The 24,674-nt window shown below is 43.9% G+C and carries 24 protein-coding genes; 9 read left to right on the forward strand and 15 right to left on the reverse strand.

Translation table 11 applies throughout. The features are described from left to right. The first annotated feature begins 187 nt into the window (after positions 1-187). Positions 188-2,059 carry a GTPase family protein gene (locus ACE3JL_RS13905; protein ID WP_375327734.1) on the forward strand — a complete coding sequence of 624 codons (1,872 nt, stop codon included), beginning with the start codon at positions 188-190 and terminating at the stop codon, positions 2,057-2,059. 138 nt (positions 2,060-2,197) lie between these two features. Here ACE3JL_RS13905 and ACE3JL_RS13910 read toward each other — a convergent pair whose 3' ends face one another. Together ACE3JL_RS13910 and ACE3JL_RS13915 are read right to left on the reverse strand one after the other, a co-directional pair. Beyond that, positions 2,198-2,719 (reverse strand): hypothetical protein, encoded by a 522-nt coding sequence (locus ACE3JL_RS13910; RefSeq protein ID WP_375327735.1) that lies wholly within the window; start codon positions 2,717-2,719, stop codon positions 2,198-2,200. A gap of 2 nt (positions 2,720-2,721) precedes the next feature. After that, positions 2,722-2,928, reverse strand: a complete 207-nt coding sequence (locus ACE3JL_RS13915; RefSeq protein ID WP_002762605.1) for a hypothetical protein — start codon at positions 2,926-2,928, stop codon at positions 2,722-2,724. Between the two features lie 785 nt (positions 2,929-3,713). On the opposite strand from ACE3JL_RS13915, the gene ACE3JL_RS13920 reads away from it, so the two are divergent. Next, positions 3,714-3,911: a hypothetical protein gene (locus ACE3JL_RS13920; protein WP_002787366.1), complete on the forward strand. Its 198-nt coding sequence runs from the start codon at positions 3,714-3,716 to the stop codon at positions 3,909-3,911. A gap of 151 nt (positions 3,912-4,062) precedes the next feature. Here ACE3JL_RS13920 and ACE3JL_RS13925 read toward each other — a convergent pair whose 3' ends face one another. From ACE3JL_RS13925 to acs, 7 genes are all read right to left on the reverse strand, one after another. Beyond that, positions 4,063-4,266, reverse strand: coding sequence for a hypothetical protein (locus tag ACE3JL_RS13925; RefSeq protein ID WP_271988895.1), 204 nt, complete (start codon positions 4,264-4,266; stop codon positions 4,063-4,065). Positions 4,267-4,365: 99 nt separating this feature from the next. Continuing rightward, positions 4,366-5,232: an alpha/beta fold hydrolase gene (locus ACE3JL_RS13930; RefSeq protein ID WP_375327736.1), complete on the reverse strand. Its 867-nt coding sequence runs from the start codon at positions 5,230-5,232 to the stop codon at positions 4,366-4,368. Between the two features lie 57 nt (positions 5,233-5,289). Beyond that, positions 5,290-6,111 carry a phosphoadenosine phosphosulfate reductase gene (gene cysH / locus ACE3JL_RS13935; protein WP_271988897.1) on the reverse strand — a complete coding sequence of 274 codons (822 nt, stop codon included), beginning with the start codon at positions 6,109-6,111 and terminating at the stop codon, positions 5,290-5,292. Positions 6,112-6,353: 242 nt separating this feature from the next. Continuing rightward, positions 6,354-7,154 carry a tetratricopeptide repeat protein gene (locus tag ACE3JL_RS13940; RefSeq protein ID WP_271988898.1) on the reverse strand — a complete coding sequence of 267 codons (801 nt, stop codon included), beginning with the start codon at positions 7,152-7,154 and terminating at the stop codon, positions 6,354-6,356. Between the two features lie 42 nt (positions 7,155-7,196). Further along, positions 7,197-7,751: a 5-(carboxyamino)imidazole ribonucleotide mutase gene (gene purE / locus ACE3JL_RS13945; RefSeq protein WP_271988915.1), complete on the reverse strand. Its 555-nt coding sequence runs from the start codon at positions 7,749-7,751 to the stop codon at positions 7,197-7,199. Positions 7,752-8,024: 273 nt separating this feature from the next. Next, positions 8,025-8,600, reverse strand: coding sequence for a hypothetical protein (locus ACE3JL_RS13950; RefSeq protein WP_271988899.1), 576 nt, complete (start codon positions 8,598-8,600; stop codon positions 8,025-8,027). Between the two features lie 363 nt (positions 8,601-8,963). After that, positions 8,964-10,934 (reverse strand): acetate--CoA ligase, encoded by a 1,971-nt coding sequence (acs, locus tag ACE3JL_RS13955; RefSeq protein WP_375327737.1) that lies wholly within the window; start codon positions 10,932-10,934, stop codon positions 8,964-8,966. 251 nt (positions 10,935-11,185) lie between these two features. Between acs and psaC the strand changes: the two genes are divergently transcribed. Then, the gene (gene psaC / locus ACE3JL_RS13960) at positions 11,186-11,431 is read left to right on the forward strand and encodes a photosystem I iron-sulfur center protein PsaC (protein ID WP_002734319.1); all 246 of its coding nucleotides are present in this window, start codon (positions 11,186-11,188) and stop codon (positions 11,429-11,431) included. A gap of 102 nt (positions 11,432-11,533) precedes the next feature. Here the strand turns inward: psaC and ACE3JL_RS13965 are convergent, their stop codons facing one another. Next, positions 11,534-12,244, reverse strand: a complete 711-nt coding sequence (locus ACE3JL_RS13965; protein WP_375327738.1) for a Uma2 family endonuclease — start codon at positions 12,242-12,244, stop codon at positions 11,534-11,536. A gap of 71 nt (positions 12,245-12,315) precedes the next feature. Here ACE3JL_RS13965 and ACE3JL_RS13970 point away from each other — a divergent pair, with 71 nt between their 5' ends. Beyond that, positions 12,316-13,044, forward strand: a complete 729-nt coding sequence (locus ACE3JL_RS13970; protein ID WP_271988902.1) for an ATP-binding cassette domain-containing protein — start codon at positions 12,316-12,318, stop codon at positions 13,042-13,044. A 2-nt stretch (positions 13,045-13,046) separates the two neighbouring features. Here ACE3JL_RS13970 and ACE3JL_RS13975 read toward each other — a convergent pair whose 3' ends face one another. Continuing rightward, on the reverse strand, positions 13,047-13,817 hold the full coding sequence (locus ACE3JL_RS13975) for a class II glutamine amidotransferase (RefSeq protein WP_375327739.1): 771 nt from the start codon (positions 13,815-13,817) through the stop codon (positions 13,047-13,049). A 443-nt stretch (positions 13,818-14,260) separates the two neighbouring features. Here ACE3JL_RS13975 and thrC point away from each other — a divergent pair, with 443 nt between their 5' ends. Continuing rightward, positions 14,261-15,370, forward strand: a complete 1,110-nt coding sequence (gene thrC / locus ACE3JL_RS13980) for a threonine synthase (protein WP_375327740.1) — start codon at positions 14,261-14,263, stop codon at positions 15,368-15,370. A 30-nt stretch (positions 15,371-15,400) separates the two neighbouring features. Here thrC and hisB read toward each other — a convergent pair whose 3' ends face one another. The 3 genes from hisB to ACE3JL_RS13995 all read right to left on the reverse strand — a co-directional run bounded on the left by hisB (position 15,401) and on the right by ACE3JL_RS13995 (position 18,872). After that, on the reverse strand, positions 15,401-16,030 hold the full coding sequence (gene hisB, locus ACE3JL_RS13985) for an imidazoleglycerol-phosphate dehydratase HisB (RefSeq protein ID WP_271988905.1): 630 nt from the start codon (positions 16,028-16,030) through the stop codon (positions 15,401-15,403). Between the two features lie 462 nt (positions 16,031-16,492). Continuing rightward, positions 16,493-18,007, reverse strand: coding sequence for a TonB protein (locus ACE3JL_RS13990; protein WP_375327741.1), 1,515 nt, complete (start codon positions 18,005-18,007; stop codon positions 16,493-16,495). A gap of 181 nt (positions 18,008-18,188) precedes the next feature. Then, the gene (locus tag ACE3JL_RS13995; RefSeq protein WP_375327742.1) at positions 18,189-18,872 is read right to left on the reverse strand and encodes a hypothetical protein; all 684 of its coding nucleotides are present in this window, start codon (positions 18,870-18,872) and stop codon (positions 18,189-18,191) included. Positions 18,873-19,484: 612 nt separating this feature from the next. On the opposite strand from ACE3JL_RS13995, the gene ACE3JL_RS14000 reads away from it, so the two are divergent. Further along, a complete protein-coding gene (locus ACE3JL_RS14000) occupies positions 19,485-19,697 on the forward strand; it encodes a chlorophyll a/b-binding protein (RefSeq protein WP_002801686.1) in 213 nt (70 codons plus the stop codon). 53 nt (positions 19,698-19,750) lie between these two features. Here the strand turns inward: ACE3JL_RS14000 and dapF are convergent, their stop codons facing one another. Then, entirely contained in the window at positions 19,751-20,605 is an 855-nt protein-coding gene (gene dapF / locus ACE3JL_RS14005) for a diaminopimelate epimerase (protein ID WP_375327743.1), read from the reverse strand. Positions 20,606-20,666: 61 nt separating this feature from the next. On the opposite strand from dapF, the gene ACE3JL_RS14010 reads away from it, so the two are divergent. The 3 genes from ACE3JL_RS14010 (at position 20,667) to ACE3JL_RS14020 (ending at position 24,638) form a co-directional block, all read left to right on the forward strand. After that, complete coding sequence (locus ACE3JL_RS14010; RefSeq protein WP_002745690.1) at positions 20,667-20,879, forward strand: hypothetical protein; 213 nt, start codon at positions 20,667-20,669, stop codon at positions 20,877-20,879. Positions 20,880-21,672: 793 nt separating this feature from the next. Further along, positions 21,673-22,884, forward strand: coding sequence for a pentapeptide repeat-containing protein (locus ACE3JL_RS14015; protein ID WP_375327744.1), 1,212 nt, complete (start codon positions 21,673-21,675; stop codon positions 22,882-22,884). Between the two features lie 110 nt (positions 22,885-22,994). Next, positions 22,995-24,638 carry a Ppx/GppA phosphatase family protein gene (locus tag ACE3JL_RS14020; protein WP_375327745.1) on the forward strand — a complete coding sequence of 548 codons (1,644 nt, stop codon included), beginning with the start codon at positions 22,995-22,997 and terminating at the stop codon, positions 24,636-24,638. Positions 24,639-24,674 lie beyond the last annotated feature (36 nt).

Below are 24,674 nucleotides of genomic sequence, written 5' to 3' on the forward strand. Positions count from 1 at the left end.
ATAGATAAGTAGTCATGCAAAATAAATTTCCTAGTGAAGACAGGCAATAGGCAAAAGCTTTATCGAAATGTGTGATTAATTTTGCTTAGATACTTAAGAGTTTTTGGCTCTTGTAGTAGATATGTATGGGGTAAGTTCAGCTGTAGGGGGTAACTTCCGGTAGGATGGAAAAAAACCAGATCGAGCAATGTTACGGTTAAAAACTTGGCAAGGGTTAATTTTAACAGTTCCGATCGCCGCTGTGGTCATCTTTCTGATCGTGGCCGCCAGTGTCCAGATCAATCAATGGGGTTTAAATTGGATTTGGGCAGTTTTTACCCTGATTTTTGTTGCTTGGCGCTTCCTGTTGGTCAAATGGACGCGCCCAGTGGTCGGGGAAATTGAAGCCACTATTGGGGAAATTAAGGCAGAATTAACCCCTCCTGACGGTGATTCCGGGGGAAATGTCGAGGAAATTATCGAGAGGATTATCGTCGAGGCCCGCAATGATCGCCCTGTTTGGGAAGATTGGGCGACTTTTTGGCAACGCTGTCAGGATTTGGTCAGTGCCATCGCTCAGATCTATTACCCCGATGTCAAGTACCCCTTATTAAATATTTACATTCCCCAGGCCTACGGTTTAATTCGGGGAACCGTAGATGATAGCGATCGCTGGATGCAGAATCTTTCCCCGGCCTTGAATCAAATCTCCATCGGCCAAGCCTATCAGGCCTACGAAGTTTATCAAAAATTGCAACCCTCGGCCCAGAAACTTTGGCAGGTCTGGAATTGGGCGCAATGGGTAATCAATCCCGCTGCGGCTGTGGCTAAAGTGGCCAGTCAAAAGTACAGCGATCGAGCAGATCAGCAATTATTAGTCAATTTAGGGCAAGTTTTGCGGGAAAATGCCCTGAGAAATCTCTCTCGCCAAGCGGTGTTACTCTACAGTGGCAGTAATCTCGCCCCCACTCTCCCCACCAAGACCAAAATCGCCACCACTACTCTCAAGGAAATTCTCGCCCAAGCTGAACCGATCACGGAAATCGATCGCCAACCGGTTAACATTCTGCTGGTTGGACGCACCGGGGCCGGCAAAAGCAGTTTGATCAATACTCTCTTTCGGGCCGATTTAGCCCAAGTGGATCTATTGCCTAGTACCGATGCGATTCAATCCTACCATTGGCAAACCCCAGAAGGGGACGAGTTAGTCCTCTGGGATACCCCAGGCTATGAACAGTCAAATCGGGCTGATTATCGGCAAAAAGTTCTAAATTATGCCAAAAACGCCGATTTATTAATTCTTGTCACCCCTGCCCTCGATCCCGCCCTGGCCATGGATGAGGCTTTTCTTAAAGATTTGCAACAAACTATTGACAATTTACCAGTTATAGTCTGTGTTTCTCAAGTCGATCGCCTGCGTCCGCTGCGAGAGTGGCAACCCCCCTATAATTGGCTGACGGGAGAAAGTCCTAAAGAAGTCAATATCCGCGAATGCTTGCAGTATCGGGCGGAATTATTCGAGGATCTCTGCGATCGCATTTTGCCGATGGTCAGTCAACAGCCGGATAGAGAAGCTTGGGGGGATGAGGAGTTATCCATCGCTTTGCTGGGGGCAATTTCACCCGCAAAACAGTTGCGTTTAGCCCGTTTTTTAGCGGATTTAGAAACTCGAACCCTGGCAGCGGCGAAAATAATCGATCGCTATACTTTACAGATGGCCACGGGACAAGGTTTAACGGCCCTATTAAAAAGTCCTATTCTAGGTTTTATCTCCACTTTAGCCACAGGAAGACCGACTTTAGCCTATCTTTTAGCTGAACAAATTCCTGTGGAACAATTACCAGTAGCGATCGGTAAATTACAGATGGCCTACGAGCTTTCTTCTCTCTTAAATACGGAGAATAAAAGTTTTGATTTATTGGCACTTTGGCCAATACTATTAGAAAATTCTAGCACTGCCGACAGGGAAGCCTGGGCCTGGGGTCATGCTCTGGTAGAATATTGGACAAAGAACCTATCGATCGAACAGTTCCGGTCAAGTTATCAGGGGTATTTAGAAACGACAAAAACAGGCCTGTAGCCAGATTAATTAAGCTAAAACTTTCTTCCACTTTAAAAGTATAGGAAAGTGGGGAGGAAAGGTTTCTGGGGTTGAGATTTCTGGCCTTTGTACTAAAATTACCAATGGGAGAGATTTTTTCGTGTTTTTTTAAAAGTTCTATTCATTTTTTTCATTTTCAGAGTTTTCATCGTTAGTTTTCGACGAACTACCCAAACCACTAAAATAAAAGGCGGTGACTGCTGTAGCTATTGGCCCTAAAAAAGTATAAATTGTCTTAGAAGAATCATTAATTAGGGTTGCCGCTTTATCCACTCTACTTTGTACTTCTTGTTCTTCGATAGCTTTCAAATTTATATTTAAATTAAAAATTCCAAGAGAAGCAAAAGAAATGAAACAAATAGAACCAATTTGTAAACCAGCAGTGACTAACAATCCAATCCAAAGCCACCTTGCTAAGGAACCAGCTACTTTAGTATTAAAATTATGTCTTTGGTCTGAGGGTGATATAGCTGTAGCTGGTTTACCAAATTCGGATACTTCATTGTCTAAATGATAACCATCCTGATTCTTCTTTAGATTATGACGCACAGAGTTCCTCTCAGTTGGAAGAACCAAAGAAGCGCTGGGATCTTTTGGGTTGTTAACTTCCTCTGTCTCATTTTTTGAATCACTGGTCATAACTAAACAATTAGTAGTGGTCTCTGTTCATTACCTTTTTGAAGTATTAATTGAGTATCTTCCTCCGTCTCAGTTTTAGCATATAAAGCCATGAGTTTTAATCCTTTACGAATTACTTCAGACTCTGTTAAGTCTAGCTCTTTAGCTATTTCTTTAAGATATTCAGAGTCCTTTTGACTAAGATTTACTCGAAATTGTCTGGTAGCCATTTTTTTTTGTTAATTCAGTGAATGGATTGTATCGATGGTGTTATCTGTAAGGTCGAGAAGAGCCATTTTTACCATTGAATGTATCATTGCCGTCCTTACTACCATTAAGGGTATCGTTACCAGCAGCACCATGGACATAAGCATTCTTAAGTGGCTGCTCATCCTCTCAGACCAGCTACTGATCGCGTTTACCAGCAGCACCGTGGACATAGGCATTCTTACGGATATTCAAGTATCTGTAAGGTCGAGAAGAGCTATTTTTGCCATCGAGGGCTATAGTAGGGTCAATTCATGAATTGACCCTACAGTTTGATTTAAGGGTTGTCATCGTCCTTTCTTATAGATGTACATAATAGTCTTCCTTGAGAAACCTAGCATCCTAAGTCACAGTATCCCATCTTACCCTAATTACACTAGATATGTCAACCCTAATTACACTAGATATGTCAAGCAATTACACTAGATATGTCAAGCAATTACACCAGATATGTTAAGTCAACATAAACGAGTCCTGACGGTACTTAATGGGTGCAATAGGTCAAATATGATCGACTTATCGATTTATTTGTTATTAAAAGGCTATTTTTCGCAAATTTTAACCAAAACAATCTTAGGTTTTATTCATGCTTAGGTGTAACAGGGGGTATAATAGGGTATTTAGTAGGTGGTATTACATATACACATATGCAAGGCATAGCAATGGGTGTAATGTGGGGTTTAATAGATACCACAGTGCTGAGTTCCTATGGTATGATAGTTCCATCAACTTTTAGATAGATAAAAGTATGGCAGACACAACAAAACAAGTGAGTATGCTAGAATTGGAGTTAGAAGATGATCTAATCAGACAAATTGAAGATGTAGCTGATTCTGGTTGTTTTTCAAAAGATGAATTATTACAAAGTATTTTAGAAGCATGGAGATATCATCAGGACTATATACATAGACTTGAAAATATGGTTCAAATAATCAATATTAAGTAATTCGATTTGAGGATAACGTGGAATGATTACTATCAAATTATTATCTGCTTATTGTTTTGAGCTAACAAAAAATTTTATCACTATTTTCTTGAACAACAGTCTATTAAACTTTCATAACAAGTAACCCTGAGACAATTATCAGTTTTAGCAATTATTGAGATGTTAATTTATTGTAAGCAGAAATGATCTCCGCATTTTCCCAATCATCATCAAAAGGGAGCGCATCGGGATCTGACAAAGCATTAGCCTCGATTTCTAGATCACCCATCGATTTAACTCGCTCCCAATCGGTTAAATTATTAATATCTGGGGGATTATTTGTTATATTTATCCTTCCTAAAGCTAGTCTTTCCATAGGCTGTGGCCAGTGCAGAACTACAGTGATATACTAAGGGTGACTTGATCAATACTTTCTAGGGAGATTTTGCTATCAATTCCCAGAAAGTATCGAGGTTTAGGTTTTGCGTCCGAGAAAATTAATAATCTGGGGATTAATTTCCTTTGACCAATGTTCTTGGGGATAGTGTTTCGCTTCTGCGAGGGAGATTAATTCCACTCCTGATTTAGTGGCTAATTTTTCGACAGTGACAGAAGATAACCAAGGGTCCCCCATTCCCCAGACAAAAAGGATAGGTTTTTCAAAGTTCTCTAAACCTGTCTCAATTTCTGCCATGGTTTTTGATAGGTTTAAATTGCGAATCGTGGCCCCTAAAGCGCGACCCACTGCCGAAGTTTTTAGATAGGGTTGACGGAAAATAGCCAGATCTGCATCACTAATCACAAAACCGCTACCGGTTTCTAAAGTACGATCGACTAATAAGGGGTCTTGAGTCGCCATATCTCCGAGGAAAGGTATCCCCCATTGTTTCATTATCCAGGGTAATTTAACATCACTGGAGAGGGGAGTATTTAAAACGATCAAGCGCTCAATTTTATCAGGATTTTCTAGGGCGTATTGTAACCCGACGGAGGCTAAAAAACCCTGGACAATGAGGGAGATTTTCGGCAATTGGAGAGCTTGAATAAAATCGGCCAAAGCTTGACAAAAAGCGCTAGGTGTGTAGGCGAAATCTCTGGCATCGGGTTTAGCGGATAAACCGGAACCGATCCAATCGGGGGCAATGGCATTAATGTTATATTCTTCTAAACTGGTCAATAATTCCCGCCAAATATAGCCATGGGCGGGTAAACCATGGAGTAGGATCACGGGGGTTGTATCCGGTTGTTGAGCGGGGTTAACCTGTCGATAGAACCACTTGAGAGAGCCGACTTCGAGAAAACTTTCTAAAATAGCCATGGTTAATGGGAGATTAATAATCAATAACCATTGTCCAACGTCTAGGAACCGATCGCACCGGCAATTTTCCCACCCCGGCAGTTATAGGGAGCTTGCGTCGAGACTTTGTGCTTCTGCGGGGGTTAAGGGCAAATGAAGACCGCATTCTTGTTTTAAACCCTTGAAACGGGTGTCTCGTTCGTTGCTATCATCGGCGGTTAAAGGCCGACTGGAGTGCCAATCGCCGACGGAGACATAACCCAGATCAAAATAGGGATGGTAGGGAAGATCGTATTTAGTCAGATAGTCGTAGATGGTTTTGGCATTCCAGTCAAGGATCGGTAATATTTTGTAACGTTCGCCCTGTTGATTGACCCATTGGAGAGTTTTGCGGTGGTCGGTTTGGTCGCGACGCAAACCCGCTAACCAAGCGGTGGCCTTTAATTCCTTCAGGGCCCGTTGCATCGGCTCCACCTTGCGGATTTTGTCGTAGAGATTGAGGGAGTCGATATCGTTATTTGACCACAGTTTACCGTGGATTGCTTCCATGCGGGCGGGACTGAGGGGAGATTGATAAACTTTCAGGTTTAAATGGAGGCGTTGGCTTAAGTCTTCGGCAAATTGATAGGTTTCCGGGGGAAGATAGCCGGTATCGATCCAAATAATCGGAATATCGGGGATAATTGCGGTGACGAGGTGCAACATTACTGCCGCCTGAATGCCGAAACTGGTACTCATCACCAAACCTTCCCCAAAGGTGGCCGCGGCCCAAGCGACGATTTCTGCAGCGTTAGCGGAGTCAAAACGTTGATTAATTCTGGCGAGGTCAAGGGATAGAGGGGAGGAAAAAGACCGGTCGGCAGTGGCGATGAAGGCGGTTTCTAGGGCCTGTGGATGAGAATTAAGCAAGTGTAAATCTGGCATTCTGGCTAAGATTTAAGGTGTACAGTAGCGGCGGATACTGATAGAGTCCAATCTATCCCTGTGATTGGATTATAGCATTGGGCCATCGGCCGGCTCTAGCTATTCCTTTTCCTTTCCAGAGCCTGGTTATTCGATCGAGGAGAATGGAACTATCAGGCCTCAATTGTATCTTAATGACTGATTTCAGGATAATTGGACTCCCAGCCCCGCTACTGCTAGAAAAGTTACTATTTAGTCATTTTTTACTTTAAGTTAAGAAACTTATCTAAGGCTAGAACCATATTTGGCGGCCAACGGCGCACGCTTTTTACCCAATCGAGGTCTTGATAGCGGGTATCCATGCCGACGGCGGCTACCCAATTGCTTTCCGCTTCTCCCTGTTGTCCTTGGGTCCATAAAACGGCGGTTAAGGCGGCTCTGACATCGGGGAACATGGGGTATTTGCGGGCAATATTCCGCATTTTTTGGACTGCTTCTGGATATCTGCCCAATTCGTACAGGGCCAGGGCCAGATTAGCTTGCGCCCAGGCAAAATTCGGGGCTAGTTGGGTAGCTTGGCGATAGTCTTTGACGGCGGCTTCCCAATCCCCTAAACCGCCCTCAGCGTTGCCGCGATTGTTATAGGCAAAGGCATCATTGGGGGCTAGTTCTAAAACTTTATTATAATCGGCGATCGCTTCTTGATATTTGCCTTCTCCTTCTAAAGCGGTGCCGCGATTGAGGTAGGGATCGGGGGCATCGGGGGCAATGGCGATCGCTTGGTTAAAATCGGCGATCGCATCCTCTAATTTATTGAGACTGACTCTGGCATTACCGCGATTACTCCAGACGGCGGGATTAGTGGGGAATTTGGCGACTAATTGGGTCCAATAGTTCTCGGCCTGGGTGTAATCCCCTTTTTCTGTGGCTTCTAGGGCTTTTTCGGCGATAACTTCCCCTTCTCTCATCTGTTCTTCGCTAATAGTCGGGCTATCGGCATAGGCCGCTATGGGTAGGGCAAAAAAGAGTAATAGACTCAATACACAAGCGGTGATCCAACGCATAATTACTTCATAATTTGTTACTTAATCTTTTCTCAATCTACCCTACTTAGGTGAACTCTGCCCTAGATAGTCTTGATAGCCTAGTCGTTGAAGATTGCTTTGTTTTTCGAGGACGGAATCGGTGAGGGATTGACGATAGGCGATAACTTCCTCTAAAAGATCAGTATTACCAGTGGCGAGAATTTGAACCGCTAAAAGTCCGGCATTTTTGGCATTACCGATCGCCACTGTAGCTACGGGAATGCCTGCGGGCATCTGTACAATTGAATAGAGAGAGTCTAACCCTTGTAAAGTGCGCGTGACTACGGGAACTCCAATCACGGGTAAGGGAGTTAGAGATGCCACCATCCCGGGTAAATGGGCAGCGCCGCCGGCTCCGGCGATAATCACTTTTATTCCCCTTAAATGAGCGTTTTTGGCGTATTCAAACATTTTTTCGGGGGTACGATGGGCCGAGACGATGGCGACTTCGTGGCTAATCTGAAAAACCTCTAAAACTGCGATCGCTTCTTTCATGGTGGGTAAGTCGGAATCACTGCCCATAATTACACCCACTAGGGGCGCTGCTGCGGAGGGAATGCGATGATCTGTCACCATAACTGCTGGAAAATAATTTTGTTTTTTAATCTTATAGCAGGGTTTGTTAGAGTGCATCTCATTTTTGTAAATCTACCAAGTTGGGATTTTTAAGGGGAAACTCTTGGCTAAAATCGGGCTTTACTGGTGATTTTATCATTTATATACTAGCTTTTGGTGTTTAGAACCACCCAAACTCTGGAAAGCATTAGCTTTTTAGTGGAATGCTTACAGGCGGTTGTTGATATGTATGTAATAATCTAAGAGTCACTGGACAATTGCCGATTACTGTGATTAGGGATTATTGTCGATAAAAAAACTTCTAAATCCCACGGCTAGTAGAGAACCACTTAAAACAGTTATCAATGTCCAAATTTGATTTTTTTGGGTTCCTTCGACTTTCTCTAAGCGTTTATTCATGTCATCAAATTTACTATCAAGAGTTTTAATATCCCCTTTAACTTCCGTGAGTTCAATCTTTAAGTCGGTAGTATCTTTTTGAAGATTTTTGACATCAGCTTTTATTTCCGCTTGTCCATTCTCGATCACCTTCAATCGATTGTCCACCTCAATCAGTCGAGTTTCCACGGTAGTGAGTCGAGTTTCCACGGTAGTGAGTCGAGTTTCCACGGTAGTGAGTCGATTGTCCACCTCAATGAGTCGAGTTTCTATGGTAGTGAGTCGATTGTCCATGGTAGTGAGTCGATTGTCCATGGTAGTGAGTCGATTGTCCATGGTAGTGAGTCGATTGTCCATGGTAGTGAGTCGATTGTCGATCTCGTTGAATCGATGTTCGATTATCTTCTGTCCATTGAGGATTAAATCTTCTAGTCTTTTTAAATCATTATCCGTAGCAGTGGTGGTGGTCATTGATTCAACTCCTATAATTTCCCTTCGCTCTTATTTTTATTATTATAGCCTTTCTTATAAACATGAAGTACGATCGGATCTCTTGGGTTCGGTGGGTAAAATATATTATAGGATACATTGCTGCTGGCGGTCGCAACGCGCTCGCTACGCGAGATCAACTGGAACGAACCACAAAGACACAAAGGACACAAAGATTGATCGCTTGTAGATAATCTAAACTTATCACATACCTTTTAGAGAGGATTATTATTAGCCATAGATTTGCTGCTTGAGCAAATATGTTCAGCGAATCACTCCCGTTAGAGTGAGATAAGATTAACTCTTATTTCTCACCCTAACTGCTAGGAAAAACCAGTAATTAAATTAGGCACCTTGGCGCAATTTGTCCAAAACCGATCGATCTTCTAGAGTAGAAGTATCACCGGAAATCTCTTGACCTGATGCTAAAGTTCGCAAGAGACGACGCATAATTTTACCCGATCGCGTTTTGGGCAGTACATCGGTAAAACGGATTTCTCCCGGTCGAGCAATAATGCCAATTTCCTTGACAACGTGATCCTTTAATGCTTGCGCTAACTCCTGACTCGCTTCATAATGCCCCTCGAGAGTCACAAAAGCATAGACTTCTTCCCCTTTAATTTCATCCGGTCGTCCCACCACAGCCGCCTCTGCTACTGCGGGATGAGATACTAAAGCTGATTCGATCTCCATTGTCCCTAAACGGTGGCCAGAAACGCTAATCACGTCATCAACGCGCCCCATGACCCAGAAATAACCGTCCTCGTCCTGACGACTACCATCCCCAGCAAAATAGAGATATTGGCCATCTTTGGGGGCGATCTGTTCCCAGTAGGTATTACGGAAGCGATCGGGATTTTTATAGACTGTTCGCATCATACCGGGCCAGGGATGTTTGACCACCAGATAACCCCCCTCATTCGCATGGGTGGGATTGCCCTCTAGGTCCACCACCGCGGCGATAATACCTGGAAAAGGGAGGGTTGCTGACCCCGGTTTGGTGGCAATTGCCCCGGGTAAGGGAGTAATCATAATTCCCCCGGTTTCCGTTTGCCACCAAGTATCGACAATCGGACATTTTTCCTTACCGATAACCCGGTGATACCACATCCACGCTTCCGGGTTAATCGGTTCTCCCACGGTTCCCAGTAAGCGCAAAGAGGATAGATCCCGGCTATTGGGAATATCTTCCCCCATTTTGATAAAAGCGCGGATAGCAGTGGGAGCAGTATAAAAGATATTAACGCGATATTTCTCGATTACATCCCAAAAACAGCCTAAATTAGAGGGACGGGGAACCCCTTCATACATCACCGTCGTTGCACCATTAGAAAGGGGTCCGTAAACGATATAACTATGGCCGGTAATCCAACCCACATCGGCAGTACACCAGTAAACATCGGTGTCTTTCAGGTCAAAAATCCATTTGCTGGTGACATGGGTGTAGAGATTATAACCGCCGGTGGTGTGGACGACTCCTTTCGGTTTGCCGGTGGAACCACTGGTATAGAGGATAAATAACATATCTTCACTATCCATGGGTTCGGCCGGACAATTAGCAGATACCTGTTTTTGTAGATCATGCCACCAGTAATCGCGATCGGCAACCATATTGATGGGTTCCTTGCTGCGCTGGACAACGAGAACTTTTTCCACACTGGGGGCGCTATTATCTGTTAGAGCCAGATCCACCTGTTCCTTGAGAGCAACGACTTTATCCTTGCGGAAACCACCATCGGCAGTGATTACCACCTTAGCGGCCGCATCATTAAGACGATCACGCAAAGCATCGGCACTAAATCCGCCAAAAACGACACTGTGGGGCGCGCCAATTCTGGCACAGGCTAACATGGCGATGGCCGCTTCGGGAATCATTGGCAGATAAATTCCGACCACATCGCCTTTTTTAACGCCTAATTCCTTTAAAGCGTTGGCAAATTGACACACTTCTCGGTGTAGCTGTTCGTAGGTAATGGTGCGGCTGTCCCCTGGTTCTCCTTCCCAGATGATGGCGGCTTTATTACGTCTCCAAGTGGTGAGATGTCTGTCAATACAGTTGTAACAAATATTAATCTTGCCGTTGACGAACCATTTAGCAAAGGGGGGCTGCCAGTCAAGAGTCTCTGACCATTTTTCAAACCAATGTAGTTCTTTTTCGGCTAATTGGGACCAAAAAGCCTGGGGATCGGCCTTAGCTTTGGCGTAGAGTTGCTGGTATTCTTCAAGGCTTTTAATGGTGGCATTCTGAGCAAATTCGGCACTGGGGGGAAACAGCCGATTTTCCTGTAGGATCGATTCGATCGCTATTTCTGTCATACTGGCAAACGAAATAAATTATCTTGCGATCCAGATTACCTTTTTCGGTTCCCTCCGTAACCCCGGCAAGCAATTCTTTAAGGCTATTTTAGGATTAGCCGAGATGCGAATAGCGATCGCAATTTGGCCCCAAGTGTTACAGAGTTTAAAGTTATGTCACCGATCGAGCGATGAACAGATCGCTGTAGGGTAAACTAACCGATAAACCCGAAATTTAACATGGAGAACACTCGGTAAGGAGTCATAATTCAATGTCTCATAGCGTTAAAATTTACGATACCTGTATCGGTTGCACCCAATGCGTTCGGGCTTGTCCCCTCGACGTGCTGGAAATGGTCCCCTGGGATGGCTGTAAAGCTGCCCAGATTGCCTCTTCCCCCCGCACGGAAGACTGTATTGGTTGCAAACGTTGCGAAACCGCTTGTCCGACGGATTTCTTAAGCATTCGGGTTTATCTCGGAGCAGAAACCACCCGCAGCATGGGTCTAGCCTACTAGGCCTGGCAATCATTCTGTGTTTAACATTTAGCGAAAACTAATCTTGTTAAGAGGACTAACCAGTCCTCTTTTTTCGTTATACTCCCGTCGCTAGTTCAAATTTTAGTTAGGTAATTCCCCAAAAAGTTGACGATATTTTTGCAGTTTTGCCTCCATTTCTACTAACTGCTGATTAGCCTGTTCAGCCCGTTGGCGTTCATTTTCAGCCCGTTGGCGTTCATTTTCTGCCCGTTGCTTTTCCTGTTCCAGTAGTTCATTAATTTCGCTGTAGGACAAGAATTGAGTACCATCAGGACGATAAATTTTTAACTCGTCAGTTAGGTCAAAACGAATGCCTAAACGGGGACTCACCCAATTATTAACCTCACTAACACTGTCTAAACTGTCACCAATTCGCTGCCAAGCTTCTAGACTATTATCATCGGGATCATAGACGTAGTATTCTTGGACTCCATAGCGATCATAAAATAGCAATTTTTTAGCCATTTCGATGGAGGTGTTACTAGGAGAAAGAATCTCAAAGACGACTTGAGGAGCAAGATTATCTTCTTGCCATTGTTTGTAGGAACCTCGATCGCCTTTCGGTCTGCCAAATACTACCATCGTATCAGGAGCGGCAGCAATTTTCGGCTGGCCTTGCACGGGATACCATAACAGATCCCCCGCTACAAATACCTGGGGATCATCGATATATAACCAGTCGATATTCTGCTTAATCGTTACTATCCAGTGAAATTGTTTAGTATTATCTGCCATCGGTTTACCGTCGCTCTCAGGGTAGATAATCTCGGTTTTGTTAACTTGACTAACCATGGAAAATACCTGCCGAACTCATTGGGCTATTTTCATTATATAATAAATTTGAACTAAGTAAGGAAAATCTCTTGATTTTAGAACTACAGCAAGTAAATTTAGCTATTCGACAGGGCAGTGCTTATCTGTTAGAAGATATTACTTTTAGCATCAAGCAAGGAGAAAAGTTAGCTATTGTCGGAGCATCTGGGGCAGGAAAAACGACTCTTTTACGATTGTTAAATCGTTTGCAAGAACCAAGCACGGGAAATATTTATTTTCAGGGTAAATCGATTAAGGAAATACCAGTTATTTCCCTGCGACAACAGATAGTTTTATTGCTACAAGAGTCGAAGTTATTAGGGATGAATGTTCGAGATGCTCTCGCTTATCCTCTGCAATTAAAAAAACTTACACCTGCGGAAATTAATCAGAGAATTGACCGTTGGACATCCCTATTAAAAATTCCCGAACAGTGGTTTGAGCGCGGGGAGTTAGAATTATCTTTAGGACAAAGACAATTAGTGGCAATTACCAGAGCTTTGCTGTTAGAACCGACCATACTGTTATTAGATGAACCCACCTCTGCTCTAGATACAGGCACGGCCAGCAGGTTATTAGAAGTATTAAATAATCAAAGTTCAATGACGATAATTATGGTCAATCATCAACTAGATTTTTTAGAGGAATTTGCCGAGCGAGTTATTTATCTAGAAGCGGGAAAAATTGGGTCAGATTGCCTCGCCAATCAATTAGACTGGTTAGGGTTAAAAACTCATTTAATTGACTTAGAAAAATCTCGACAAAGTGACCACTGGTAAGATTAAATTAAAATTGCTGCGCCCTCCTGAAAAACTAATAATTCTCCTGAATTAATCGTTGTCCAAACTTCATTATCAGTTAAGGGAGTAGTGGCAATAATTGCCACTTGATCGCTCGGACGCGCTAAAGCTTGAAAATCAACGCTCACATCTTCATCAATTAAATGAGCATCGGCAAAAGGATACTGACGGATTATATAGCTTAATTTCGTTGAACAATAGGCAAAAAAATGTTCACCATCGGATAAAAGATAATTAAAAATACCTTGACAAGCGATAGAGTTTGTGATAGTTTTTAGGACTTGATAGAGTTGTTCTAGGGAAGGTTTGCCCTGGGGAAAAGTCTCTCGTAGGGTATTAAGAATTAAACAAAAAGCTCTTTCCGAATCCGTCTCCCCAACCGGTTGATAAAAATCTCCCACAGCAGGTGAGAAATTTTCTAAATTACCATTATGGGCAAAAACCCAATATTTTCCCCACAATTCCCGCCGAAAAGGATGACAGTTTTCTAGTTTAATTTCTCCTTGGGTGGCTTTGCGAATATGGGCGATAACATTGGTAGAATGGATGGGATAGTTTTTAATTAATTCCGCAATCGGAGAAGCGATCGAGGGTTTAACATCAATAAAAGTTCGACAACCTAAACCCTCAAAAAAAGCAATTCCCCAACCGTCTCGATGTTCGTCGGTTTTTCCTCCCCGCGCACAAAATCCCTCAAAGGAAAAACAGATATCCGTGGGGACATTACAATTCATGCCTAAAAGTTGACACATAGTTGCTTGAGTTTGAATATCAGATGCCGGCAAAATTACTGCCAGCAGCCATGACAGGAGACAGGAGAATTTTTTCCAGCTGCCTCTTGCCTATCCTAGCTAAGAAATTAATCTGGCACTACTGCTAATTGGGGTTTACTGAAAAAGTTTCTTGGTGGGTGTGGTGTTTTACCGATTTTCAGAAGGTTTTTAGATTTATTCAGTAAACCCTAATTAAATCAACCTCTGAAAGACAAAAAGGGCAAAAAATCAGATTTATAGCGATAAAATAACTATTTTTTGACCAAAAAGGTCATTTATTAACTTTTACTGCCTTTTATCTCCCCGCATCCCTGTTTTAAACCCCATGAATCCCAATCGGGCGATCGAGATTAATTTTTTGGACTGCTTATTCGATAAAATAGTAGGCTGGGCCATCTAATCAAATCTGTATCCTTAAGGCTATGACAATTACTTCTCGATCGATCCCCCAATCACCCACTAAATCCTCGTCTATCGGCGGCTGGCGCGGTTTGATCGAAGAATATCGCCAATTTCTGCCCGTAAGCAGTAAAACCCCTGTAATTACCCTCCTAGAAGGCAATACACCCCTGATCCCCGCCCCCTATCTCTCAGCACAAATCGGGCGCGATGTCAAGGTTTTTGTCAAATATGATGGTTTAAATCCCACCGGCAGCTTTAAAGACCGCGGTATGACCATGGCCATCTCGAAAGCGAAGGAAGAAGGGGCAAAAGCGGTGATTTGTGCCAGTACCGGCAACACCTCGGCGGCGGCGGCAGCCTATGCAAGACGTGCGGGGATGCGGGCCTTTGTGATTATCCCCGACGGTTATGTGGCCTTAGGAAAATTAGCCCAGGCTTTATTGTACGGGGCCGAAGTCATCGCTATTAATGGCAACTTTGATGATGCCCTCAAGATTGTCCGCCAACTATCAGAAAATTATCCCGTAACTTTAGTCAATTCCGTCAATCCCTACCGTTTAGAGGGTCAAAAAACCGCCGCTTTCGAGATTGTCGATGTCTTGGGTAATGCTCCCGACTGGTTATGTATTCCCGTGGGTAACGCGGGCAATATTAGCGCCTATTGGATGGGATTCTGTCAGTATCACCAGATAGGCAAATGTGACCAGCTGCCGAAAATGATGGGTTTTCAGGCTGCCGGGGCTGCCCCTTTTATCTCCAAACAACCAGTTGACCATCCCGAAACCCTGGCCACGGCTATCCGTATCGGCAACCCCGCTAACTGGGAAAAAGCTTGGGCTGCTAGTCACGCTAGTCAAGGGCAATTTCACGCGGTCAGCGATGAGGAAATATTGGCAGCCTATCGGATTTTAGGGGGCCAAGAGGGGGTTTTCTGTGAACCGGCCAGCGCCGCTTCTGTGGCAGGATTATTAAAAGTGCATCAACAGGTTCCCGATGGGGCCACCGTAGTGTGTGTTTTAACGGGAAATGGACTAAAAGACCCAGATTCGGCGGTAAAACACAGCAATAATCAACTAAAATCTGGGATTGCTCCCGAATTAACCCAAGTGGCTCAAATTATGGGCTTCTAAGCTAACGTCAATTCGGGTTAAGCAGTGCTTCTATAAAACTCCCTTAGAACTAGGAATTATACCGGCGCGACGGGGATCGATCGCTATGGCCCCACTCATCGCCCGGGCAAAAGCTTTAAAAGTAGCCTCAATAATATGATGGGAATTAATCCCGTCTAATTGGCGAATATGTAGGGTCATTTGACTGTGATTGACCAAAGCAACAAAAAATTCCCGCACTAGCTGAGTATCGTAGGTTCCCACTCTTTGGGTGGGAATTTCTAGACCATAACTGAGGTGGGGACGACCGGAAAAATCGAGGGCAACCTGCACTAAAGCTTCATCGAGAGGGGCGACAAAATGCCCGAAACGGACGATACCTTTTTTGTCCCCCAAAGCTTGCAGTAAAGCTTGTCCGAGGGTGATTCCCACGTCCTCATTGGTGTGATGGTCATCAATTTCTAAATCTCCGGTGGCGCGTACATCGAGATCGATCGCAGCGTGGGAGGCGATTTGCTGCAACATATGATCAAGAAAGGGAATTCCTGTCTCGGCGCGACAATTGCCGCTACCATCAAGATCTATCGTCACCTCTACATCGGTTTCTTTGGTAGTACGACTAACCGAGGCGCGACGGCAAGGTGAGACAAAAGAATCGGGTATCTGGGAAGTGGAAATCATTTAAGTAAAAATAAGTAGGTAGCCGTTAAAAATTATCAGATGCCCCCCTTATCAAGGGGGGACTAAGGGGGGATCGGCACCCCCCTTATCAAGGGGGGCAGGGGGGATCGAATTATTGACTAGGGAGATGAGAGTTTTTTTCAGTAATCAGTGAACTTAAAACTCATATCTGATTACCGATAACTGATCACTGAAAAGAACGTAGGTTGGGTTGAAGCATGAAACCCAACGCCCGCATGGGTTACGCTACCGCTAACCCATCCTACAAATAATTGTGTCTCCCTACTTAGCTTAACAAATTAGGTTTTAGATTCGTCCCTTGTAATCAGTAAACCTAAAACTCACATCTGATAACTGATCACTGATAACTGATCACTGATAACTGATCACTGATAACTGATCACTGATAACTGATCACTGATAACTGATAACTGATAACTGATAACTGATAACTGAAAAGGCCTAACTTTCTGGTTCAGTTTTAGCTTCCGCCGGCGGACCGGGGGGCAAAGCTTCCTCGCTGACGGGTTGAGGATTTTGGCTAGTGGGGGGACTAGCGGGGGAAACCTCCGTCTGATTAAGAGCGGGGGGTTGGGAAGAAGTTTCCGGGGCTTTTTCCTCGATTATCGCTTCTTTGGGCGGTTCTGGCTGGGTTGGGGCTGGATTTGTCCCTGTGGTTGCGGGTGGCTTGACGTTATCCGGTTGGGGACTAACGGCGGGTTGCGGGGTTTGATTGGGACGAAGCGGGGTTTCAATTGCCGGCGTTGCGGGGGCAGCATTACGGGTATTGAGGTTACTACCCTCCGGTTTTGGGGGATTAGCGATCGCACCTCGGCACACTTCCGGGTTAGGGGCAAAACTGACGCGCACTTGATAGATTCTCGACTCACCACTAGGATTATTAAAGCGAGTTAAGCGTACTTCCCTAGCCCCCTGTTGATTGAAAATCGGGAAGCCAGCACTTTTAATTAACTGGGGTTCACTGCTGAGGCGGCCTTGACCATCCACCGTAACCCCATAAACCGCCGTCCCCGCTAATTGACGGGAACAAGCCGTGGCGGGATAATTACCGGTCAAATTGACGGTAGTTATGCCTCCGCTGCTCTGATTGGGCTGATTTAGTTCATTTAATGCGTTAGGATTGGTTTTTTGGACTCTGGCCAGCCAATCCACCTGATTTCTCATGGCCTCCTCGTTACTCGTATTGCTTTTATCCGCCTCCAGGGCGCGCAAACGTTCCCGCATTTCCCACATTAATTGTTGACGACGCTGTTCATCAAGGGGCGATTGACCATTTGGCTCCGGGGTGCGGGCCAAGGAATTGTTTAATTGTTCCTGTGCCTGTTGCGACGCACTACGGGGCGAATTTCGCAATCTATCTAAAGTTAGATTATCTTGGTAGGGATCAAAGTAAGGCTGGGGCTGCTGATTATTAGTCCCCCTCGGCAGATTGTTATTCTCTCGCAGGGTGGGAACAGAAGGAGGACCAGGTAAACTGGGGGTAGAAGTGGGAAAATTGCGAGGAATCGGTAATCTACCCAGGGAGGGGATAGATGCCACGGGAGGAGAATAGATATTGACGGAGGGTAAGGAGGAGAGGGGAGGTAAAGCAGGTAAGGAAGGTAAAGGGGGAAGGGAAGAAACCGAGGGTAAAGGAGGTAAGGTGCTGTTATGGATACCATCCATGGGGGGGAGAGGAGGCAAAGAGGAAGAGGACGAATTGGGGTTAGGCAGCTCCGGTAAGCTGGACAGGGAGGGGTCGAGATTGGGAAGACGTGACTGCTCTAGAGGGTTCAATTCAATCAGATTGACGTTGCGTAACTCCTTTTTTGGCTCCTGTACTGGATTATTGAGGAAATTAGGTAAGATAATCGCTAAAAGTAGGCCATGAATACCAAGAGAAGCGGCGAACGAGAGATTATTAGAGTTAATTAGTTTATTTTCTTCGGTTTCTAGACCAAAATAGGAGGATGTCATAATTTAATTAATTGAGCAGAGCCTGGAGGGGGAAAGTTAACTCTATTCTAATCGTCAGGGCGATTTTTTTTCTTGAGGGCGGGGAATTCATCGGCAATAGGCACTCTTGCAATAGGCAAAAGTATGGTGAATTTGTCTCGGAGTCTCGGAGTCTCCTATCTCCTGTCTCGTTTCTCCCTCCCTACTTAGACTGCGATCGAGCCACAGCTTTTAATTTGGGATATAATTCCGAAGGGTCTAACAAAGGGATAAACTCATCGATTACCGGTTTAAAATTAGCCGAAAAATTCTCCCTAGTTCCATGACCGTTAGGCGATTTAGGCAATGATTCTAATTCAGGGAATTTGGGCGTTTCTGGGGTTAACTGCGAGAATAATTCCTCCACATCACTCATCCCTTTGCGAGGATCATCAAAAAGAGAAGTTTCTAAGTTGAATAAAGAGTCTTTACCCATGGCTACTGTGCCATTATTATCGGTTTTTCCCGCTTGTGGCTCTGGATAAGGCCGCTCAAGGGTGGCAGAAAGTATATTGAACTTTTCCTGTTTAGGGATAACTGCTGTTTTTTTGCCATTTAACTGGGAATCTGGCAAGTTTTTACAAACCAAGCGCTCGAATTCCCCCGTAAAATGAAAGGTAGGATGGCCGCGACGGTGCCAAATTTTGAGAATTTCCTCCACCGAAATGACTTTGTAACGTCCCTGATAGAGTGCCTCTAAAATCGCCATGCGAATCCAATTGAGCGAATAGGTGGGCAACCAGCGCTCGATTAATTCTTGCGCTTTATATCCTTTCATCTCAAATCGATATTGGTTGAGTATAGTCGCTATCTGCATCAGGTTGATCTCTGGGCTAATCTCTGCCATGGAATTTACAAAAATAGTGAGCGCAATCGTTATGGCTACTAGGCAATCCGCATCTTAAGATTTTATTCGGGTTTTTCCTAGCGGTTTTTCCCTATTCTCCCCACACTTACCCTTTCTAGTATCTTCACTCAAGGTCATTTGACTTCCTAAAATCTGGTTCGCTTTTGGCGGCAATTTATCTCCCGCTAACTCCTGTACGGTTTAACGGGACTCCTCTGGCGACCTTAAGATAGTCTTTGTCTTTTCCCTGATTAGGCGATCGAGTTTACACTTCTTTAGTACCATAACCTGAGTAATTTGTCAAGAAAAAGGCAAAATTTACTCAATAAACCCAGATAAGGTAGAACTATAGCACTACCCTGACAGCCTAGAATCTTACCGTTGACTGACCCCAAATCCGTTTTAAATCGTGTGATTAACTCTCGAGTTATGAATTGTTTCTCCCTGCTCCCCACTTCCCCACACCCCACTTTCCTATACCTTTTAAACAGGATTTAGTACGACCACCCAATCGAGTTTTTCTGAGTCTCCAGAAATTTTTTGTTAAAATTTGCAACATAACTTAACAATGTGTTACGCTTCTTAACATAAGCATACAAAAGGAGCCTCCCCATGACTGCCCGCGGCTACACCACCGAAGAACAAGGAAGACTGAATAATTTTGCTGTTGAACCGAAAATGTACGTTGATAGTTCCAGCGGTCTCGGTTTTACCAAAAAAGCTGAAAAATTGAATGGCAGACTAGCTATGATTGGCTTTGTCTCTCTTTTAGCCATTGAAGTCTTAACCGGTAAAGGAATTATTGCTTGGATTACCAGTCTCTAAGAATTAACAATCCCGTCGCGCTGTTCGGGGAGTTCAATCCCCGTCCAGACGGGTTAGTTTAGATACCATACATAAATGCCCTCAAAAACAGCTTTAGCAGGACCGGTCATGTAAACCCGGTTATCGGTTTGGGACCAGTGAATCTGAAGACAACCTCCGGGCAGTTCCACGGTACAACGGCGATCGCATTTATCCGTTAACACGGCCGCCACCACCACAGCACAAGCACCAGTACCACAAGCGAGAGTAATTCCCGCTCCTCTTTCCCAGACACGCATCTTCATATAATCTGGTGCGACTACTTCCACGAACTCCACATTAGTCCGTTGGGGAAAAACTGGATGATGCTCAAATTTTGGACCGATAGTTTCTAGGGGAATAGAGGGCAGATCATCCACAAAAGTGACACAGTGGGGATTACCCATACTAACGCAAGTAACTAACCAATCTTTGCCCTCCACCTCTAGGGGAACAGCGAGGATTTTTTCAGACCCCTTGACTAAAGTGGTGGGGATTTCACTGCCTAGTAATTGCGGCGGTCCCATATCAACCGTTACCTGTTCATTAGCCTCTAAACGAGGAATAATCGTTCCTGCTAGAGTATGAATGCGATAGGTGCGGCCAATGGCGTTGTTAGCCTCTAAACGGGCGATAAATTGGGCTAGACAGCGAATACCGTTACCACACATTTCCGGTTCCGAACCATCAGAGTTAAAAATTCTCATGGTGTAGTCGGTGGCTGCTTGGCCGGGAAGCGCAAAAATCACGCCATCGGCGCCGATACCAAAATGTCGATCGCACATAGCTACAGCTATTTCTGGTGTGATCAGGGGTTCGGGACTGTGACGGTTATCTATCAAAATAAAATCATTGCCCAGGCCCTGATATTTGGTGAAGGGGATTTTCATCGTCAATAAAAGCTACTCAACAGGAATAATAGAGGATGAACACCTCATCGATAAACTCATTATGTCTCAATTCGATCCTGGTCTGCCGAGTGTTAAACAAGTGCAGAGCTATATTCAAGAGAAACGGGAAGTAGAAATTAAGTTAAGTACCGATGATCTGCTCGTTGGCCGCATCCTTTGGCAAGATGTTAACTGTCTATACTTGGTTGATCACTACGATAAACCCACTTTAATTTGGCAACAGTCTCTAGTTTACTTAAAACCTAAAGCTTAGGGGGAAATTGGTGAGATTTGTCCGTGGGATGCGTCCCCGACGCATCAAAAATTCAGTGCCAAGCAGATAGCTTTTGAGCAAATGTAAGGTCAGTTTGGGTTAAGAAGATTTGTCCATGAACTCTAGCAAATAAGTACCTAAGCAAAATTAATTACACATATCTAACCCCCCCTTGCCTTTTGCCTTTCTTCACTAGGAAATTTATTTTGCACGACTACTTAATGCGGGTGGTTCCTATCCCGGAAAGGGAACTATAGCAATTTCCATAGTTGTGAGGTACAAAGTATTAGGTTTTGAGGAGTCAGGAGTAGGGAGTAGGGAGTAGGGAGTTAGATTTTGGTGTACCTCATGAGATTGGGAAACGCTATATTAGCATGAGGGATTTAAATAGGGTATGCTGAATTTTCAGGGAAAAAGTTCCTAAAATTTCGGCTCTTCTAGGTTCTGTGTGATAAGTTTAACTTACATTATGATCGATCTTTGTTTCCTCTGTGTCTCTGTGGTTTCTTCCACTCCCTCGTCAGCAGGACTGTATCTTAGAATACATTTTACCCACCAAATCCAAGAGAGCCAAATTTCCCCTCAATCACTCCGATGGTCGGCACTTTTTGAGGGAAAAAAAGCCTAAAAACTTTATCCAACAAGGTTTTTAGATTTATTCAGCAAACCCTGTTTAGCCTATACTCAACGGATTTAGTATAGCCAAAAAATAACTGAGTCCAATTTTTAAAAGATAATAGTTGTTATGAATTAAATTAATTAATCAAGCAAAAAACATATATTCGTAATTTCTATGAAAGCAAGTGAGGTACTAAATTTATATGACAAAGGGAAACGCAATTTTACAGGAGTAAAATTAAAAGGACAGTGTTTTCAGGGACAGAATTTATCGGGGGCGAATTTTAGTCAAGCAGATCTGCGTGGTACTAATTTTCAAGGGGCTATTTTAGAGGGAACTAAATTTACCGAGGCCAAGGCAGGATTACTAAAGCGCGGTCGGCTAAAGTTAATTTTAATTTCTTGGTTAATAGCGGCTGTCTGCGGCTATCCGTGGGGATTAGCTGGTTATTATCTAGCTTTAATGCTGGTGACAGATGTAACCCTATTTAAAATCATTGGTGCGGTGATAATCACAATTATATCCCTAATTTACGGAATATTTTATCGTCAGCGAGTTGGGGGATTACCCTTAGTTTTATCCTTGATTTCTGGTCAATCAACAAGTTTTATCCTAGCAATTTTCATCAGCTTAATTTTAACTTTATTGACAGTAATTATACTGGCCTTTCAAGGAGCATTAGCCGGAATAGCCGTGATGAATGGAACTTTTTCTATAGCTTTAATTGTTGGGGTTTGTGGTACTTTATTCACCGCTTATCTGGCCTGGTTGTCCCTAGAAGAATCGAGAGAAACAATCACGAAATCGATAGCAATTGCTTTTTTAGCCAGTCAAGGTACAAGTTTTTGTGGGGCAAATCTTAAAGAAGCGGATTTCACGGGAGCGCAGTTAAAAGCCACTGATTTAAGGGCAAAAGATTTAACTAGAACTCGATTTTATCTGGTATCGGGCATCGATCGAGCGCGCTGGGAAAAGACAATTTTAGCCGAAGTTGGGATGAGAAATCTTCTGGTTACTGGTCAAGGGGAAAATAAAGCTTATATTGGCTATAATTTTCGTGGAGTGAATCTTTACGGGTTTAACTTCAAAAATGCCAACCTGACTAGGGCAAATTTCAGTGAGGCCAATTTAGCCCACGCTAATCTAGAAGGGGCTAATTTAGCCCATAGTAACGTGATGAGAGCCAATTTACAGGCAGCCACCCTGACGGGCGCTTGTATCGAAGCTTGGAAAATCGCCGAAAATACCAATTTAAAAGGGGTTGATTGTGATTATATCTATTTAGTCGAGTCCGAGGAAGAGCGCCGTCCCAGGGAGGGAGAATTTGGGGAAGGGCAATTCCAGCAATTGGCTCTGGAGCAGCGAAAATTGTATATTGACGAATAGGATAACTGCGATAAAAAGCTAAAATTGCAGCGCCGAGGCGGACAATTAGAGGGATAATAAGACCAGCCTTAACACCTATCCCCCGACTGGTAACTGATCACTGATAAGCGATGGTGAATATTTCTAATCAAGTTACACCCAATTGGGGACTAGCGCCCCTAGCAAAAGTCCCCGATGTCCAAATCCTAGCGGCGATCGATATTGGTACGAATTCGGTTCACATGGTAGTGGTGAAAATTGAACCGTCTTTACCCGCTTTTACGATTATTGCCCGAGAAAAGGATACAGTCCGTCTGGGCGATCGAGATCGGAAAACTGGTAAATTAACCCTAGCGGCCATGGAAAGAGCGATCGCCGCTTTAAAACGCTGTCACGATCTAGCTATTAGTCTCCATGCGGATCAGATTATTGCCGTTGCCACCAGTGCCACCCGGGAAGCGACCAATGGCGACGAATTTTTGGCTTTAATCGAGAAAGAAGTCGGTATTTCCGTAAATCTTATATCGGGACAGGAGGAAGCGCGCCGGATTTATCTCGGTGTCGTCTCGGGGATGGATTTCCAAAATCAAGCCCATATTATTATCGATATTGGTGGCGGTTCCACAGAATTAATCTTAGCCGATAGTCAAGAAATTCGCTTTCTTAGTAGTACCAAAATCGGCGCGGTACGTTTGACGCAAGATTTCATTACTACCGATCCTATTAGTACCACAGAATTAGCCTATTTAAGAGCATACACCAGGGGAATGTTGGAGCGGGCAGTAGAGGAAATTAAACATCATTTACAGGTGGGAGAAGTACCGCGTTTAGTGGGAACTTCTGGGACGATCGAAACTTTGATGACTATCCATGCTCTGGAGAAATTAGGAGAAATTCCTAATCCTTTAAATGGTTATCAATTAACCCGCAAAGATGTCAAAGAATTGGTCAAACGTTTCGCCACTTTGGACTATCACCAAAGACTGGCAATTCTGGGGATGTCCGATAAACGGGCCGAGATAATTCTAGCTGGTTCGATCGTGCTTTTGGAAGCGATGACCATGTTAGATATTGATAAGTTAGTTCTCTGTGAAAGGGCCCTGCGAGAAGGAGTAATCGTCGATTGGATGCTGACGCACGGGTTAATTGATAATCGGTTACTTTATCAGAGTGAAATCCGTCAGCGCAGTGTCTTGAAAATAGCGAAAAAGTATCAAGTTAATTTAGAATCGGCCGAGAGAATAGCGACATTTTCCCTGTCTTTGTTCGAGCAAACCCAAGCACAATTACATTCTTGGAATCAGGAGGCTAAAGATTTATTATGGGCGGCGGCAATTTTACATAATAGTGGTTTATATGTTAGTCATGCTGCCCATCATAAACATTCCTATTATTTAATTCGCAATGGTGAACTGTTGGGCTATACAGAAACAGAGTTAGAAGTTATCGCTAATATCGCTCGTTATCACCGCAAAAGTAAACCGAAGAAAAGACACGATGATTTTATGAAATTAACGGAATATTATCAGTATATGGTCAGACATTTAAGTGCTATACTGCGCTTGGCCGTGGCTTTAGATCGACGACAAATAGGAGCAATTAAAAAGATTGAATGTAAGTATGATCCGGAATATAGAACCCTACATCTGCACCTTTTTCCCAATAATGCTGAAGATGATTGTGCTTTAGAATTGTGGAGTTTAGACTATAAAAAACCTGTTTTTGAGGAAGAATTTGGGGTGAAAGTAGTGGCAACTTTGGCATTTTTACCCTGAAATCATGAGCGGTGAGTAGCTTAAAATCGGCAAGAT

This window comes from Microcystis sp. BLCC-F210 (genome assembly GCF_042134685.1).
GTDB lineage: Bacteria > Cyanobacteriota > Cyanobacteriia > Cyanobacteriales > Microcystaceae > Microcystis > Microcystis aeruginosa_D.